11 protein-coding genes are annotated in these 17,817 nt (G+C 69.1%); all 11 read right to left on the bottom strand.

The annotated features are described in order from the left end of the window. Positions 1 to 21: 21 nt before the first annotated feature. The 11 genes from ACG83_RS37435 to ACG83_RS37385 all read right to left on the bottom strand — a co-directional run bounded on the left by ACG83_RS37435 (position 22) and on the right by ACG83_RS37385 (position 17,682). Entirely contained in the window at positions 22 to 1,194 is a 1,173-nt protein-coding gene (locus ACG83_RS37435) for a hypothetical protein (RefSeq protein WP_054570965.1), read from the bottom strand. A 1,011-nt stretch (positions 1,195 to 2,205) separates the two neighbouring features. After that, on the bottom strand, positions 2,206 to 4,122 hold the full coding sequence (locus ACG83_RS37430) for a glycosyltransferase family 39 protein (protein WP_054570964.1): 1,917 nt from the start codon (positions 4,120 to 4,122) through the stop codon (positions 2,206 to 2,208). Next, entirely contained in the window at positions 4,119 to 5,858 is a 1,740-nt protein-coding gene (locus ACG83_RS37425; RefSeq protein ID WP_054570963.1) for a glycosyltransferase family 2 protein, read from the bottom strand. Before ACG83_RS37425 ends, ACG83_RS37430 begins: the two co-directional genes overlap by 4 nt. Further along, the gene (locus ACG83_RS47270; protein ID WP_304438453.1) at positions 5,848 to 6,612 is read right to left on the bottom strand and encodes an SCO family protein; all 765 of its coding nucleotides are present in this window, start codon (positions 6,610 to 6,612) and stop codon (positions 5,848 to 5,850) included. The genes ACG83_RS37425 and ACG83_RS47270 overlap by 11 nt, the downstream gene beginning before the upstream one ends. A 29-nt stretch (positions 6,613 to 6,641) precedes the next feature. Next, positions 6,642 to 7,181, bottom strand: a complete 540-nt coding sequence (locus ACG83_RS37415) for a hypothetical protein (RefSeq protein ID WP_152991624.1) — start codon at positions 7,179 to 7,181, stop codon at positions 6,642 to 6,644. After that, on the bottom strand, positions 7,178 to 10,378 hold the full coding sequence (locus tag ACG83_RS37410; RefSeq protein ID WP_054570961.1) for a PA14 domain-containing protein: 3,201 nt from the start codon (positions 10,376 to 10,378) through the stop codon (positions 7,178 to 7,180). The genes ACG83_RS37415 and ACG83_RS37410 overlap by 4 nt, the downstream gene beginning before the upstream one ends. 3 nt (positions 10,379 to 10,381) lie before the next feature. Continuing rightward, positions 10,382 to 11,833 carry a glycosyltransferase family 2 protein gene (locus ACG83_RS37405; protein WP_054571012.1) on the bottom strand — a complete coding sequence of 484 codons (1,452 nt, stop codon included), beginning with the start codon at positions 11,831 to 11,833 and terminating at the stop codon, positions 10,382 to 10,384. A gap of 973 nt (positions 11,834 to 12,806) precedes the next feature. After that, the gene (locus tag ACG83_RS37400) at positions 12,807 to 13,751 is read right to left on the bottom strand and encodes an oxidoreductase (protein WP_054570960.1); all 945 of its coding nucleotides are present in this window, start codon (positions 13,749 to 13,751) and stop codon (positions 12,807 to 12,809) included. Positions 13,752 to 14,666: 915 nt separating this feature from the next. Beyond that, positions 14,667 to 14,957 carry a hypothetical protein gene (locus ACG83_RS37395; RefSeq protein ID WP_054570959.1) on the bottom strand — a complete coding sequence of 97 codons (291 nt, stop codon included), beginning with the start codon at positions 14,955 to 14,957 and terminating at the stop codon, positions 14,667 to 14,669. 267 nt (positions 14,958 to 15,224) lie between these two features. Continuing rightward, a complete protein-coding gene (locus tag ACG83_RS37390) occupies positions 15,225 to 16,313 on the bottom strand; it encodes a type III polyketide synthase (protein WP_152991623.1) in 1,089 nt (362 codons plus the stop codon). Between the two features lie 301 nt (positions 16,314 to 16,614). Then, positions 16,615 to 17,682 (bottom strand): serine hydrolase, encoded by a 1,068-nt coding sequence (locus ACG83_RS37385; protein ID WP_054570957.1) that lies wholly within the window; start codon positions 17,680 to 17,682, stop codon positions 16,615 to 16,617. Positions 17,683 to 17,817 lie beyond the last annotated feature (135 nt).

The following is a 17,817-nucleotide window of genomic DNA, read 5'->3' as shown; positions in this document are numbered from 1 at the left end:
GACACCTGATCTCGGCTTTGGCTACGAGCCCGCGACGCAGCCCTCTTGTGTCGGGCCCGCACGCTGATCATCAATGACCCGGTTCATGAGCTCCACCGTCGACAGGTACAACCAGAAGATCCAGTCCAGATAGAAGTCGTCGTAGTCACGCTTCTGCTTCGCGTCTTGGTGGCGAATATGGAAGTTGTTGGCGATGTCGAACAAGGCGCCGCGATCGGTCCTCGCTAGCACCTCTCGCAGTATCCCGTGACGACGCTCCTCGATCACCAGCGCCAGAGTCGCAACCGCGGAGCGCTTCTCGTGCCGCCCGGCCCCACGGCCACGAAACAGTGAGATTGCGTGGCGAACTTGGTCGTCCTGCTCGTTTGCCTCTCGGGCAAGCAGCGAGCGAACAAGGTCCGAACGTCCGTCGTCGGTCACATCGACGAGTCGACCTACGTCGGCGCCTTCGTTCGCGAGGTGATAGCGGATGTCGCCTCGGCGGAGAAGGCTGTTGACTCTCCAGCGGTACACCGTGCGGCCGGAAGTAAGATCGAACTCGCTATGGTGCCACCCGCACTCGCCGTACTGGTGGAGGCTTCGTCGCTTCGGCCGTGCGACGAAATCATGCAGGACCTCGATCATCTGGAAGAGGTTCTCTCGATCGGCGGCTAGCATCTCCGGATCGATAGGCCACGTAACCTCCCCACCAAACGCGTTTTCGATCAAGTACGCGGGATCCGGATCATACTGATCATCGACGCAGTCTTTCCCGAATCGCCGCTCAAAGTAGCCTGCAACTTCAAGTTCACGGACGAGATCTACATACTGGCGAGCAACTGCGGTAAAACTCAGGCGCGCCGGTCCATGTAACCCTCGCGCACGCTCTCGCCAATAAGGCTCCCGGAGAGGTGGGTCTTCGTGCAGCCCGTCAGCATTGACCATAAGCTCACGCAGGAAGAGCTGCTTTCTCGTGAATATCTGCCCATTACGTGGGTCGGATGAGCCGAATCCGAACCCTGGTTCGGTTACCTCCCGAAACTCAACGGCAGGGCCACCTGCATAGCCGCGAACAAAAGCATCTTCCAGTAGGAGCTCGCATCGGTCATTCCAGTCGCTCATCTCACGCTTGTTCAACAGCCCGGCAGATTCTGCCACGAACAGTGCGCGGGGCCAGACCAGCTGATAGTCAGGCTCGACAAAACGGGCGATCACGACACCATCATCCCGCACTGTCGCGGCGGTCATCCTACTGGCCCGGCCGGCACACCCCTACCTGGTACCGAGAAACATGCGGTGCCACGCTCGGTGCTTCAGGCCGGCTGGGCACCGACCGCGCCAGACGATCTGGTCCGGGGCTACCGGGATCCTGCCAGGCCTGTGTTCCGAGCGGCTGCGGACTGCACTCTCGATGCCGCCCTGTCATTCGAGTCGGCCGTGACGACCTCGCGCCACTCGTCGTGCTCCGACCGGCCCTCTTACTGCTGCTCACGGTGCTCACCTCCGCGCTTGCGCCGGTGGTTCCGTGCCGACCGGGTGGGATGACGCCAACCGGCCGGTCGCCCGGTGGTCGCCTGGTTGATCCGGCCGGCGTGACCGCCGCCGCGGGAGCCGCCGACCGTGCGTGCCCAGGGTTGCGGCATGGATCCGTCGGCCGGCAGGCCCAGTGCGGCCCGGTACTCGGCGACGCGGCGCCTGCTCGTCCCTCACCCAGATCGCCCGACCTGCTCACAGCCGGACGCGTCCTCCTTTAGCGCGGATGCGTCCTCATTTAGAGTCGCGCATCGAGGTCGGCCGTGCGACCGCAGGCATGGTCAGTAATCAGGACTTCCCGGACTGTTGATCGTCGAACGGCGGTTTCCGACCGACTCTACCAATCAAGATCGTCCGCGGCGCATAGCCGTGGACCCGCCCTCTCGGCTGCCATGCTCGGCCCGCCGGGTATCGCGACGACCGAAGATCGTTTGACGGGTGACGACGGGATGAGCACACATTGAGCACACATGTGGTCCGACATGCCCGCGTCAGAGGATTGTTTTTTCCAACCATGCAGGCCAAGCCCACGCTGATCAAGATCCGCAGTGGCTGCAGGCCGGGAAACTCACCGGTTAAAAGCCGGATGCTCTGCCAATTGAGCTAACGGCCCTGCTCTCCAGCCATGATACCGAACGGCGGAGCTGCGGGGATGCTGGGCGGGCCAGTGCCACCGCCCGGCGCCAGCCAAGGTCACCCCCCGGCGGCCGGCGCGGTGCACCGGGCCCCTCGTGGTGTCCCGTCGGTGCAGGTGGGCGGGATCACCTTGCGGATCATGACCTCGCCGTCACCGAACGAGGCGACGACCTCGGAGTGCTCGATCGCTTCGGCGACCGTGGGGAGCGTCTCCAGCGTGGTCGGGGTCAGATCGCCCAGAATCACATAGTCGATGTCGGACCAGCCGTTCGGGACGGTGCGCCGGACAGCCGGGTCGAGGTCGAGCTTGTAGAACCAGACGGGCACCGGATCCATCCCGGCCACCACGAGGTCCGTCCAGATGTTGTCGTCGGTGATGACGATCTGCCCCCTCTCGTAGTGGTCGATGAACCACTGCGTCGCCTCCCGGCTGGGGGCACCGGCGTCATCCGTGATGGCGTCGCGCAACAGCGGCGCCCACCGGGGCGGAATGGTCAGCACGCCCAGGGCCAGGACGCAGGCGACCGCGGCGGCACGCACCCAGAACCCGACCCGCCGGCGACCGCCGACCGGCCCTCCGCCGTCGGCCGCCGTGCGCGAATCAGGCCCGCTCGGCCCAGGCCCGCTCGATCCAGACCCGCTCAGCCCAGGCTGGTTCGACCCGGGCCTGCTCGGTTCGGGACGGCCGCGCTGGGCCGGGATGGCACCGGTCAGCCAGGACGGAGCCTTCGGCACCACCCGCCGGCGTCCGGGGTTGCGGGCACCCAGCACGACCAGGGGACGAATACCGCGCGACGGCGCGACCACGTCGAGCAGGCCGGCCGCGCAGATCGCGGCGAAGGGCAACATCGACGTCACGTACGCATAGGGCATGTAGCCGTTTCGCGCCATGAAGACGATCTGCATCAGCAGGAGGAACGCGACAGCGCGGAACCGGCGTACCGCGACCAGCAGGACGACCGCCGCGACCGCCCCGGCACCGAGCAGATAGGGATCCATGCCGAGCCAGAGATCGGCGATGCCGCGAGTGCCGCTGTCGGGATCGAGCACGCTGCCGCTGGGGGTCCGGTCGAACAGCTGCCATTTGACCGCCCACCACAGCGATACGTGGCCTTCGCCTTCGAACAGCTCGTTCTTGGTGACGGCGTACAGGATGTAGATGCCGGCGATGCCGGAGAGGAAACCGAGGAAGTTGCGCCGCGCGAACCGCCAGTTCCGATGGTCCCGGTTCTGCCAGAGCAGCAGGTAGACCCCCGGTAGCAGGACGAGGCTGGTCTCCTTCGACCAGAACGCGAACGCCATGAAGATGCCGGCCCGGGTGGCCGCGCCGACACTGCGGTCCGGGGAGGCCACACAGACCAGGGCGGCAAGCACCCACATCGTGGAGATGTTGTCCAGGAACGCCATCCGCTGGTACCAGATGGCGAGCGGGGAGACGGAGAAGAGCACGACCGCCAGTGCCGCGAAGAACCGCCGCATGCCGAGGCGCCGGCTCAGCATGTACAGCAGCACGCAGCTGGCGACGTGCACCCAGAGCATGGCCTCGCGGGCCGCGGTGACGGCGGTCGCGGTCCGGTCGAAGGCCTGGGTCAGGGTGGTGTAGGAGGCGATGAACAGCCATCCGCCGAACGGGTGGTCGTACCAGTAGGAGTAGTGGGAGATCTGGCCCCAGCGCTCGATCGCGAACGCCTGGGCGGCGTAGGTGCCCTCGTCCTCGTTGACGCGGCCGGGCCAGCCGTCGAAGTTGATGCCGTGCAGCAGTCCCGCGCCGACGGCGAGGGCGAGGACGAGCACGACCCCCGTCCGGTGCGCGCGGGCAGCGGCCGCGGCCCGGCGTACCAGCAGTCCCACCGCGTCCCGCACGCCGGCCAGAGCGCCCTCCCGCGGCACAGGCTGCGCGGGCAGCGCCGGGCTTTCGGCCACCAGCGCGGCCGGGGCGGTGCCGTCAGGAAGGCTGGCGGTTGTGGTGGTCACGAGACACCTTCGAGTCCGCGGGGCGCGAGATCACGTTCGCGGGAGTTGGGATCCCGCGGGGTGGGCACGATGTGGTGCGCGCCGAGATGGGTGGTCTTCTCCCACTCGAGCTGACCGCGCAGCAGCCGGATGGTGGCTCGCAGCGCGGCGGCCGAGAGCACCAGCTGGTAGAACGGCGCGCCGATGACGAGACGCACGCTGTCCAGCCAGGTCGAGCGCAGGCGATAGGAACGGCGGAACTCCCCGAACGCGGCCTGCTCGGCGACGACGAGCATCACCGCGATCCCGAGCGGCAGCCAGTAGAGCAGCACCAGGACGACCGGCGCCCGCAGCACGAAGATCAGGATCAGCGAGGTGGGCAGCAGCAGGCCGGCGAGGGCCTGGAAGAACGGCATGGCCAGCATCTCGATCGCGAGCAGCCGCTGCCGCAGCGTCGGCAGGTCACGCCAGTCGCCCTTCAGCAGCACCTGGATGAAGCCGAGCATCCAGCGGCTGCGCTGCACCACCAGCTTCTGCAGGCTCTCCGGTGTCTCCTCCCGGGTGGTCAGCGCCGGGTGGTAGAAGACCAGCGTCCGCACACCACGCGCCGACGAGCGGATCCCCAGGTCGCAGTCCTCGGTGAGGGCGGTGGCGTCCCAGCCGCCTAGGGCGGTGAGGACGTCGCGGCGGACGAACACCGTGTTGCCGCCGAGCGGGATGAGCCGCGCCTGTGCCTGGAAGCGAAGCCGGGACATGAACCAGACGTAGTACTCGAGGCAGTTGCGGACCCGCCACCACGAGGTCCCCTCGTTGCACCAGGTGAGGAACCGGGCGATCAGCGCCTTCGGCCCACGCCGGCCACCTCGGCCACCGCGGCCGCTCCGCCCGTGCCGGCCGCGCCGCTGCGGTTCCGCGGAACCGCCCCCGGGATCGCCCGCAGGCGGTTCCGCGGAACCGTCACCGGATGCGCCATCCCGCCCGCGGGCCGCCCGGATGTTCATGAGCTGGACGCCACCCTGGATGATTCCGACGTCCGGATGGCGCACGGCGATCGTGTTCACGTGGCCGAGCAGACCGGCGGCGATCAGCGACTCGGCGTCGACGACGCCGATGAGGTCGCCGCGGCAGTAGGGCCGGGCGTCCTCGAGCGAGATGGGCTTGCTGCGCCGGTCTCCGCGCGGTGCGATCACCTCGACGCAGGGATACCGGTCCGCGTACGACTGGGCGATCTCGCGGGTCTCCCGGTCGATCTCGTCCTCGGAGACGACCACCAGGATCTGCATCAGCTCGTGCGGGTAGTCACCGGCGAGGATCTGCTGCAGCGTCCGGCCGAGAACGGGCTCGTCCCGCGCCGGCACGATGAGGGAGATCGGTACCTGGGGTGACTCCTGGTCGGTGAGATCGACGTGATCCACCCGCTCCGGGCGCTGCCAGGCGAACTGGGTGCGGCTCAGGGTGAGGGCCGCCACGATGAACATGATCAATGACACCGCCGACCAGGCCGCCACGACGAACCCGGTGGGCCCCAGCCTGATCGCCGCCCAGACGATGACCAGGCCGAGGGCGGCGAACAGCAGCCAGAACCGCGGCCGTGGCCGCAGCCGGTGCCGCGCCGGACGCGGGAGGGCGGCCCGGCGGGAGTCGGCCCGGCGGGAGTCGGCACCGTGAGAGTCGGCACCGCCCGACGTCGCCGGCTCCGGCGGCGATGACCGCGGCTGCGGCGGCGATGAAGGCGGTACCTCGTGGTCAACGTGCATCAACGAGCTCCGGGAGATCTGCGGCGTAGTCGGCGACGGTCGCGTTCGCGAAGTAGAGGACCCGCAGCCGGTCGTCGGCGCCGTAGCCGGCGACCTGGGCGGCGTGCGCGACGCTGTAGTCCGCGGTGGGCGCCTGGCTGGGCGCCAGGCTGGGACGGATCGCCAGCGGGATTCCCACGGCGCGCTGGGCGGCGTCGATCTCGGCGAGGTCGCCGGTCAGCCCGATGAACGTGCTGTCGAACTGGTCGAGCCAGCGCCGGAGCACGGCCGGGGTGTCCCGGGCCGGGTCGGTGGTGACGAAGACAGTCCGCACCGCGTCGGCGATCCGGGTGGGGACCAGCGTGCGGGCGGCGGCGATGTCGGCCATCGTCGTCGGGCAGACGTCCGGGCAGTTCGTGAAGCCGAAGAACAGCAGCGCCGGCCGGCCCGCGGTCGCGGTGGCGAACGCGAACGGCACCCCGGACGTGTCCGTGAGGGTGAACGACGGCTTCGGGCGGGCGTTCGGCGGAACCGTCCCGTGCCATCCCGGGCCCGACGCCGGGCGGGCCGTTCCCGCGGTGCCGGTGGTTTCCCCGGCACCCGCCAGCCTGGTCGTGGTGGCCCCGGTGGCCGGAGTGGCCGAGGTGGCCCTGGCCGAGGTGGCCCTGGCCGAGGTGCTGTCGGTGCCGCAGCCGGCGGCGAGCGGGGCGAGGGCGCCGAGGAACGCCACCGCGAGCAGGTCCCGCCGCTTCGGATCACGTCTCGGGACACGCACCGACGCACGCGCTGGATCATGCATCGATGTCACGCGCAGACCACATCGCCGGGGCCGGCCTGGCGTCCCGCGCCGGCCAGTTCGAGGGTGTCCGCGCCGACGACCCGCAGCGGGGCCAGGCCGACGTCCCGCAGGAAGTCGCAGTCGAGCGTCCGGCCGGCCGGGGCCACCCGCGGGACACAGAAGGTGCGGGTGTCGCTGGCGTCGACGTAGTTGCGGTCGCAGCCGTCGACGCCCGGAGGCACCGGCGACGGGCTGCCGTTGCCGCGCGGCAGGACCCGGCCGCTCAGGTCCGGGTTGCCCAGCGGCGTGGGCAGCCGCACCACCGGGATCCCCACGGGATCACGGGCGGCGGTGGTCGCGGTGGCGGCGGGATCCGTCGCCGGCCTGCCGCCCGCCGCCTGGCCGGCGCCCGGCGACCCGCCGCCGGCCAGCAGCAGGCCGACCGTGATCCCACCGGCCACCAGCACCACCGTGCCGAGGGCCAGCAGGACGCGCGGGCTCGGGCGCGGGCTCGGGCGCGGGCCCGCGCGCAGCCGCCGGATCCGGATCCGGTCGAGCCGGCTCATCCGACGTGCACCCATCGGGCCACCGACGGGACACCGGAGGAGTCCTGGACGAACAGCATGTAGTAGCCGGGTGGCACCAGGTTGGGGTTCGTCGGCATCTCGACCGAGATCGACGTGCCCGTGCCGGTGATCGGCAGGTCGACGCTGCGCTGGTTGGGGTCGGACGAATGGGTGACCGAGGACGGACGGATCAGCGTGGCGCGGCCGATGCCGCCGCTGACCGTCAGGTTGTAGTTGCCGCCGTAGTTGAACTGCGCCGGGGCGTCGGAAATAGTCGGACGTGCACGGTTCATGTACCACGGCGAGTACACGGAGATACCGAGGTCGAAAGAGCCGTCCGACGGGTTGTTACCGATTGCCGCGACCCGGCCGTCGGGCAGCAGGAAGGCCGACGAGTGGTACATCCGGTTGAGCGGGTCGGCCGGCATCGGGGTGAACGTGTTCGTCACCGGGTCGTACATGGATGCCTCGTGCACGGCGTACTCGTTGTAGTTGTGTTTCGCGCCGCCGGTCTCGAAGACCTTGCCGTCGGGCAGGATCACCGGGCTGACGTACATCTTCCCGGCGGCGAGATCCGGGCCCGCCGTCCACGACGGATCCGGGGTGCTGAGATTGATGATGTCGGTCTTCGCGGTCGGGTCCAGCGGGCTGTACGAGTTCCCGCCGCCCAGCGTCATCACCTTCTGGGCCTGCGCCGGGGGAAGCAGAACGGTGCCGCCCTGGTCACGGAAGTCGATGTCGCGCAGCCCGGCGACCTCGGTGATCGTGCCGGCGTCCAGGTCGTAGATCTCCGAGCCGGACGTCCCGGGCAGCGCGTTGCCGAAGGTGTGCGTGCCGGCGTAGAACAGGCGCCCGTCCGACATCAGGATCATGTTCGGGTAGAGGCCCCAGTAGGAGTAGGTCTGCTGGACCTCGTTGAGCTGCTTCCAGCGCTGCGCGCTGTCGTCCCACATCTCGACCGAGACGTTGCCCGAACCGGTCTCGTTGAGGCCGCCGGTGGCGAAGACGTCCCCGTTGCCGAGGTTGACCAGGCTCGGGTACCAGTGCCCGCCGCCGGGCATGTCCCCGACGATCTCGTAGGTGCCGGCGATCGGGTCGAAGATGTAGGTGACGTCCAGGCCGTAGTAGTTCTCGGTCGCCGTCGGGTAGGCCTTGGTGCCACCGGCGAGCAGGATCCGCCCGTCGGAAAGCTGGGTGTGGCCGACGCAGAACAGGTCGTCCGCGGTGGGGACGTCCGCGAAGGCACCGGTGCTCGGGTTCCAGACCTTGGACGTCAGCACGCCGTTCTCGAAGTTCTGCTGGTTGTTGCCGGAGCCGGCCACCAGCAGCACGTTCCCGGTACGCAGAACGGTCGCGTGAATGGATCGGACGGGTGCCTCGTACGGCAGCACCGTCCACGAGCCCTGGCAGTTCGAGGTGCAGCCGCCGGGCGGCGGTGCGGGCAGCGGGCCGGGTGCGCCGCCACCGGTGTAGCTGGCCCGGACGAGGCCGCCGCCGTCACCCTGGTAGTACTCCACCCGCACGGTGTGCACGCCCTCGGTGACCGGGACGGTCGCGGTGAAGGTCGTCGGCCCCTGGGCCCGCCACTCGTCGATGACCTTGGTGTTGTCGAGCCACACCCGTACCCCGTCGTCGGCGGTGGCGGAGATGGTCGTCGTCCCGCCGCGGAACCGGTCGGTGCGCAGCCAGCGGGCGGAGAAGTTGTAGCCGCCGAGGCCCCCCACGCCCGGGCCGGTCTCACCGAAGTCGTAGCTCAGCGGAGCCTCGCACCGCTCGGCGACCGGAGCGCCGGCGAGCGTTCTGTTGTTGAAGTAGGACGCGGACCACTCGATCGACGTACACGCCGACACACCGGTCTCGACGGTCGTGGTGTAGCCGGCGCGGACCAGCGCGCCGCCGCCCTTCTCGTAGTACTCGACCTTGATGGTGTGCGTGCCGGCGGTGACGTCGACGGTCTCCGAGTAGGGCTCCGGACCCTGGTCCCGCCATTCGTCGATGACCAGGATGTTGTCGAGGTACACCCGGATGCCGTCGTCGGAGGTGGCGTTGAGCGTCACCTGGCCGGCCTGGAAGGTGTCGGTCCGGGTCCAGCGCGCCGAGAAGTTGTCCGCCCCTATACCGGCCAGGCCGGGCGTGCCCTCCCCCCAGTCGTGGTCGACCGCGTCCTCGCAGCGCTGCGCGACCGCGTTGCCGGCGAGCGCGGTGCCGGCGAAGTAGGACGCCGACCACTGGGTGGCCTGGCATAGCGGGGCCGGCGGTGGCGCGCCCGCGTAGCTGACCCGGGCGACGGCTCCCCCACCGGCCTCGTAGTACTCGACCTTGATCGTGTGCTCACCCGCGGTGACCGCGGGGACGGTCCCGGTGAACGTCGGCGTGCCCTGGTCGCGCCATTCGTCGATGACCAGGGTGTTGTCGAGCCACACCCGGATCCCGTCGTCGGCGGTGGCGGTGAAGGTCACCGGCCCCGCCTCGAAGGTGTCGGTCCGGATCCAGCGCACCGAGAAGTTGTCCGCCCCGAGCGTGCCGACCCCCGGCGCGCCGGCGCCCCAGTCGTGGTTGACGGCCGTCTCGCACTGCAGGGTCGGGGTGCCCGACAGGGTCCGCCCGGCGTAGTAGGCGGCCGACCACTGGCCAGGCTCGCACGACGCCGTCGGTGGCGGGCCACCGGACCAGTCGAAGGCCACGACGGATCCGGCGCCGTGCTGGTAGTACTCGACGACCACCTGGTGCTGACCGGCCGTGATGTGCGGCTCGGCCGTGTAGGCGGTCGGCCCCTGGTCCACCCAGCCGTTGATGACGGTCGTGCCGTCGAGGATCACCCGGATCCCGTCGTCGGCCACGCCGGTGAAGGTGTAGGTGCCCTCGGCGGGGAAGGTGACGGTCTGCGTCCACCGCACCGAGAAGTTCTCCGTGCCCAGGCCGCCGATGCCGGGGCCCTGGTCCGTCCAGGTGAAGTAGATCTCGCTGTCGCAGCGGGAGCCGGCAGGTGTGCCGGTCAGGCCGGTGCCCTCGTAGTAGTCCGCGGCCCACTGTCCGGCCGGGCAGGTGATCGCGTTCGCCGACGGTGCCACCAGCAGCAGCGCGCCGAGGTCGACCAGCGCGAACACCAACACGGCCACCAGGATTCGGCGACGCCGGCGAGCCGGGCCGCGACGGGCCCGGCCTCGCTTCGGCCGGCGCAGGTCAGCTGCTGACACAGGTCACTCCACCCCTGGGTTCTCGATCTGCGGCCGCAGATCGACCACACCGCCGGTCGGTGCGCAGACCGGTGCCGACACCGACGCGGGAAGCAGCGAACGGGTCGCCGCGGTCCTGGCCACCGGCACCGATGCCTGCGCTGGCGGCGACTCGACTCGAGGGTCGGCGTCGAACGAGCGCGTCCGGTAGATCGTCCGGTCGACCACGAAATATCTGGCAACCACGGCCACGGCGAGAGTGATCAGCGTGGACAGGCCGACCCCGAGGCCCCAGCCGTCGACGAGCAGTGTCAGCAGCGGGAGCCGCAGGACCAGGTCAGCGTTGTTGATGAGGAGAAACGGCAGGAACCGACGCAGTGGAACCCGCTCAGGACCGTGCCAGACCAGCAGCTCGCAGCCGACGAAGTTCCAGACAATCGCCACCTGGGTGCCGACCGTCGCCGCGACCAGATAGTTCAGACCGGCCGCGTGGTGGAGCAGCCAGGTTGTGGCCAGGTTCGGAAGCAGCCCGGAGATACCGATGAGCGCGAATCGGGCCGGACGCGGCACCCGCAGCGCGAACAGCCTGCGGAGAAAGCGCACACCCTGGGTGAGCGAGGCATTGGATGCACCGGCCTGCCGTTCGCCGAACTCGTAGGCGATTTCCCGCACCCGCAGCTTCCGGGCCGAAACCAGCAGCTCAAGGAGGATCTTGTAGCCGTCCGGGCGTAGTGCGTCGACATCGAACGCCTGCACCCGCAGCAGGAAGAATCCACTCATGACGTCGGAAACGCCCCGCAGCCGCCGCGGAAACACCAGCCGTGAGACGCGGTTCGACCCGGAGGAGATCAGCCGGCGGCCTTTTCCGGCCAGGCCGTTCGCACTGCCGCCGTCGACGTACCGGCTGCCGACGACCACATCCGCGGACTGTTCCCGCGCGGTGGCCAGCAGCTCGGGAACAGTCTCCGGCGGGTGCTGGAGGTCGCCGTCCATGACCACCACGTAGGCCGCGGCGCACATCCGAATGCCCTCGCACACGGCGCCGCCGAGACCCCCGTGGCGTTCCTGCGGAGCCCGGTGCAACACGCGCACCGGGATTCCGCAGCTGCGGCGCGCGACCTCGATGGCTGCCGGAGTCTCATCGTCCGAATCGTCGACGAAGATGACTTCGCAGGTCAGGCCGGCGAGCGCGGCATCGAGCCGGCGCAGCAGCGGGTCGACGTTGAGGGCCTCGTTCCGGGTGGGCACGATTACCGAGACAGCCGGCGGCCCGGCTGGCGAGGACGCCACCGCACCGCCAGCCGCGGCGGCAACGGAGGTCAGGGCCGGTGGCGGTGCCGGTGCCGCCGCGGTCGGGGCCGGTAGCGGAGCCGGTGCCGCCGCGGTCGGTGATTCCGGGCGGCGCGGAGGTGGCAGCAGACTCGCCACATCGACGTCGCCGACGTCGCCGCGGTCAGATGCGCCGGATCTGCTCACCACGACGCTCCACGCCCCGCGCCCCCGGCGCCCGACACCGGGGCCGGCCAGACCTTCGCGGACACGCTGGCACGGGTTGTTCTCGGCATCACGACAGGGCACGCCGCGCTTTCATTTCCGGAACGCCCGTATGGCTTCATGGGCAGCATGAACCGATCCCCCAGTCGGCGACATGTCAAAAAGAGCCATGAATTTGTAGGCGCAGCTGCCCTGAAGCCCCGTTCGGGCTAAGTTTCATATGAGGACATACTGCGTTTACTTGCTTCAGAGGACGGGCATACGGCATCGGGCCGGGGCGGCCTCATCAGAGGCGGGCACCACCCGGAAGCAGCACTGTTCAGAGCACGAGGCCAGCCGGCCGCGCAAATGAAATCGCGGAGCACGATGCATGACCTCATACCGCACAGACTCCGCCGCCTGTGACTTGGCTGGCGTCAAACGCAGAACCCCCCGGATCGGCAGTGGCGCCTTCTGGCCCTCGAGCCATCGCGACTGTAGCACGCCTTCCACCGAATATCCGACCGTTCCCAGCCGAGCAGTGATGTCGGCAACATCTACGCCGATCGACTGACATGGAAGTTCATTAATATTGGACTCAGGACGATGCCACTAATATCGACAATCGTCGGGCTCCAACGTCCCTTATGACCCCTATTGACACCTTCGGCGACGGCGACGTCCACCGGCCCCCTCAAAGGAGAAGGCACACCGCCACCAAAACCAGTAATCATCTAGCTACCAACCGCGCCCACACGCAGACACACCGGGACGCCGACACGCCTGAAGGCCGGGGCCGCGGATCGTTCACGCCCACGGCAGCTGGCCACCGGACAAGGCACTGCAGTCGGCCCCTACGGCGGGCCTGCGGATGGCCGCCAGCCCGCACCGGCGATGACCCACGCCCGGGGATCGGGCGAGGGCGCAAGCCCGGGGATCGAAAAGCCACGGGCCCACGGGGCCACCCGGCTGCTCCTCAGAGCGAGATGGTCACTTCCGTCATCTGCTCCGAGGCCTCCCACAGCCGCTTCGAGGCCTCCTCGTCGTGCGACGCCGCGTTGGACTTCACCACAACCGGGTGACCGGTCATCTTCAGCAGCCCCGACGGCCCGTAGTACTCGCCGCCCTTGGCCTCCGGATCCAACGCCGCACGCAGCATGGGGAGACTGCCCTTGAGCGCCGAATGCACGATGGGGTTGGGGATGCTGTCGATGAACCGCTTGATCCGCCGCTTGATCGGCGTGTCACCCCGGCCACCGACGTCGGTGTTCGCGCCGCCGGGATGCGCGGCGAGGGAGATCGTCGACGTCTTCCCCGCCGCCTCGAGCCGGCGCTGAAGCTCATAGGAGAACATCAGGTTCGCGAGCTTCGATCGGCCGTAGGCCCGCAGCGGCTTGTAGTTCCGCTTGTAGGCGAGGTCCTCAAAGTCGATCTTCCCCATCCGGTGCCCGTTGCTGCCGACCGTCACGATGCGGCCGGCGTCGGCGGCCAGCACGGCGTCCAGCAGAAGCCCGGTGAAGGCGAAGTGGCCCAGATGGTTGATGCCGAAATGCTGCTCGAAGCCGTCCTCTGTCTGACCGTGCGGCAGCAGGATCACACCGGCGTTGTTGATGAGCAGGTCGATGACCGGGTGCTCACTGACCAGCGCTTCGGCCGCCTTGCGGACAGACGTGAGCGAGTTGAGGTCCATCTGTAGCACGGAGACTTCCGCCTCGGGGGCGGCGGCCACGATCTTCTCCTTGGCGGCCAGCGCCTTGGCCTCGTTGCGGCACGCCATGACGACGGTCGCCGCGTTGACGGCGAGCAGTCTGGCGGCCTCGAAGCCGATTCCGGTGTTGGAGCCGGTGACGACGGCCGTCTTCCCGGTCAGGTCCGGCACATCGGCCACACCCCAACGCCGCCGCTTCAGCCCACCTGCCATGACGACCTCCGCGACCGCGATCCCGCCGGAGCAGGAAGCTCCCCGACCATGTGAAGCCAGGCGGCGCAACCCCATAAGGCAGGCGTGGCGCGAAGTCCTCCGTGGCTCACCCCATCACCATAAAGCAGGACGGTATACGCAGGCTCGCCACAGTCCTCCGCGCACCGCCGACCGCACACCGCCGACCGCCCACGCCCAGCGGCAGCCCGGAGCCGGAACTCGAAGACCCGAGGATGTTTGTCGCCCCGACGACCACGATCATCCGATCCAGCCCAGCGAACAGCGGCAGCAGCGAACAGCGGCAGCCCGGAGCCACGGCTCGAAGATCCGCGGATGGTCGTCGTTCTGGAGCCTGCCGCACGCTGGCGCCGATCAAGATCGCTGGTCGGGGAGGTTCGCACTCCACGAACGCGGCCGGACCGCCGAGCGCCCGGCAGCACGAGCGCCCGGGAGCACGAGCACCCGGGAGCCCGGTCTGGCGAGTCGCAAGAGTGAACGATTCTGGTCGTCGGGACGACCAGAATCGTTCTATCTTGCGGGCCGCCAAGCGCCTATTCGCCCCTTTTGCCCCTCTTGGTGCGAATTGCTTGGTGTCCCACGGCGTGCTCCGCCCCGGAATGCCGCGGGAAACCCTGACGGATCGAGCTCGGCGGTGACGCTCCTGCCGAGCACGGCGCGCCCACGGGCGCCACCGCACCGGTCACCAGCGAGATCAGCCAGCGAGCACAGGCCCGGCCGAGCCGCGGCCACGTCACCAGTCATGGGCCAGGCATCGCCAGACATGGGACCAGGCACAGAAAACGCCGCGCCGGGCGACGAGAACAGCCTGGCGCGGCGCTGTGAACGCAGGACAGGCGCGCCCGGTCGATCGTGGCCCCGTACCGCGCCTGCCGGTGGAGAAATCCCCCGCTGCTGCTAGCCGCCGAACGGCTGGTCCCGCCCCGCCGACTCGGATCCGAAACGCTCGCTGGACTGGATGCCCTGGCCCGCGCCGATTCCCACCAGTTCCCGCAGGCGGTTCTCCACGTACCGCTCACTGTGGTGGGTCCGGTCCGCGATCCGGGCGACGAGGTCGTTGATCCCGGTTGCCGCGTCCAGGTCCGAGGTGCTGACCTGGCCGAACTGGTCAAGCAGGCGGTAGCGCAGCTGCCGCCAGTTCCGGCGCAGCTGCTGCTCGATCTGCTGGCGCTGCTCCTGCTGATTCATTCTTGATCCCTCTCCAGATGATTTTTCGGCGCGACTACAGACGCCGGGTGCACGTTAACCCGACAGCCCGAAAGAACGCTGGAGTCGCCATTTGATTGGGCTGGAAAAGCACCATCCGCGACATTCATCGAACCGACGAGGCCGGAAATCAAACGGTTTTCCCACACAGCCCGTCCGGGCAGCCCAGGAAGGGCCCGCCCAGGTGACCCGCTCGCGCCGTTCCTGCCTCAGTGACCGCTGCCACCCTTCAGCGGTCGCCGCCACCTCTCAGCGGTCGCTGCCGCCACCTCCGCCGCTGCCACCGCGGACGGCTCGGGACCAGGTACCCACACAGGTCTCGGCCGTGATGCCGGGCCCGAATCCGGCGATCAGCCCGCGGGCGCCGTGCTCGAGCGCGTCGTCCTCGAACAGGCGGCGCAGCGAGTCGAGAACGACCGCGCTCGCGATGTTTCCGTAGTCGGTGAGGGTCGCCCGGCTGAAGCGGAAGAAGGCGGGATCGACGCCGAGAATGTCACGCAGATCGTCGAGGATGCGCGGGCCGCCGGCGTGGATGATGTAGAAATCGAGGTCGGAGGCGTCCCAGCCGTGACTGCTTGCCAGGGTCCGCAGCGCCGGCGCCAGCATCGGCATGGTCGCCGGAACCCTCTTGTCGAGCTGAAAATGGAATCCGGTCTCCTTGACGGCGTAGGAGATCCATTCCTCGGTGTCCGGAACCAGGAAGGATCCGTTCCGCTCCAGCTGGACGCCGTGACCGCCCTGCCCACGGACGACCGCCGCCGCGACCGCGTCACCGAACAGTCCGTTGGACAGCAGGTTTCCCACGCCGTCATCGGTCGGCTGATAGCACAGGGAACAGAACTCACAGGCGACGATGAGAACGTTTGCCGTCGGATAGGCCAGGCAGAACTCGCCGGCCCGGTTGATGGCGGCACCCCCGGCGGCGCAGCCGAGCTGGGCGATCGGAATCTGCCGGGTGTCGTTACGGAAGCCCATCCGGTTGATCATCCACGCCGTCATCGACGGCATGAGAAACCCGGTGCACGAGACGAAGATGATCGCGTTGACGTCCGCCACGTCGAGCCCGGCACTGGCCAGCGCGGCGTGCACCACCGCTGGTACCCGCTGCCGCGCCTCCTGCTCGTAAGCAGCGTTGCGGGCCTCGAAACCCGGATGCCGCAGGGTTTCCGCGATCGGACGCACCAGATGACGTTGACGCACCCCGGTGTTCTCGATGAGCCGCAGCACCAGGTCGAGCCGCGGATGATCGCTGTGCAGCTGACGGGCCAGCTCCAGGGTCCGTTCCATGGAAATCACATGCTCCGGCACCATCACTGCCGGACGACAGAGAATCGGCACAGCGCAAGCGCCTTCCTGGACGGTGGTTCGCCAGTCACGACAGCCACAACAGCGAAGACAGGTCGACCGGACCGTCAGCCTCGCCTCGTTCCAGAACCGGGCTCGTCCGGCGGACCAGTCGCACAGGCACCGGAGGCCGCCGCGCATCACCGGCCGAATTCACGTCGCAGCGACCTCCGTGTCCCCCGGTACAGGTACGTACCCGGAAGCGGTGACCAGCACGCTCCTCGCACCTTTTCGCAGCTGGTGCCACCCGGCTGACGCAGCAGTTCCAGGCCGCGTCAGCCGCGCATCGTCCAGGTCAGCCCCGCACGGTCCCGGCGGCCCAGGCGATCCGCGAGAGGCCCTCGACGGTGGCGATGCCGGTGCTCTCGCTGGCGCTGTCCCGGGTGTAGGCAGCCATCACGTAGTCGCGACCGTTGCCGTGAACATGGGCCAGGCTGTTGATCACCCATCCGCCGTCGTAGGGCAGCCAGCCGTTCTTGATCTCCACTGCCACCCCGGACGGCACGCCCGCCGTCAGGCCCCACCGCTGGGACGTGATCACACTGTCCAGCAGGCTCTTCGCCGTGACCCGGGCCGCGGCGGACAGCGTCGTGTTGGGGTAGGCAACCGCGCGCAGCACCGCGAGCTGGTCACTCGCCGTGGTCTTCGTCAGCCCCCACTTGCCGCCGGCGCCGGCGGTGGTCGCCCTCATCCCGAGTCGCTGGTAGAAGGCGTTCATGCCGGTGCTGCCGCCCGCCTGGTTCCACAGCGAGGTCGCCGACGCGTTGTCACTGATCGAAATCATCTTCTTGGCCAGCGCCGTCTGGGACGCGGTCAGCTGACCGCTCGCACCGGTCTTCGACAGCAACGCGGCCAGGATGTCCAGCTTGACGGTGCTCGCCGTCTCCCATCCCGTCCGGGTCGTCGCGCTGCTGCTGACGACGGTCTCACCGGTCGCGGCGTCGTACAGCGCGACACTGGTCGAGCCGGGACGTCCGGCCAGGTAGGCGCGGAACCGCTCCGCCAGGGCGCTCGCGGTGACACCGCCCTGCGCGGACGCAGTGCTCGCCGCCAGCGGGGTGGGAGCCTGCGCGGCGCCGACGGCATTCGACCCGGCCGGGCCGGCGTCCGTGGCTGTGGCCGTTGCCGTGGGCTCGGCCGTGGTCGCGGGGGTGACCGTGGTCGCGGGGGTGGCCGTCGGAGCGGCGGTCGTCGCGGTGGGAGTGGACGTGGGCGCGGCCGTGGTGTCCGCCGAGGCCGCCGCGGTGGTGGGAGAAGAGTCCACGGAATGGACCAGCGCCGAGGTCGACGCGACCGCCGTCAGCCCGGCGGTGCCGGTGACCGTGGCCGCGGCGGTCGCCACCGCGCTGGACGCCAGCAGCACAGCAGCAGCGCCCCCAACTGCAACAACGCGTTGCCGGGCACGCCGGTCGACACGGTGACTGCTGATGTTGCCGGTGGAGGAGTGCTTACGAGCCATGCCCGTTGTCTACGGACAGAAGGGCCAGCTGGATGTGTC

The sequence above is a fragment of the Frankia sp. R43 genome (assembly GCF_001306465.1).
GTDB lineage: Bacteria > Actinomycetota > Actinomycetes > Frankiales > Frankiaceae > Parafrankia > Parafrankia irregularis.
The sequence above is the reverse complement of the archived record's forward strand: the minus strand, read 5'-3'. Positions and strand labels throughout refer to the sequence as shown.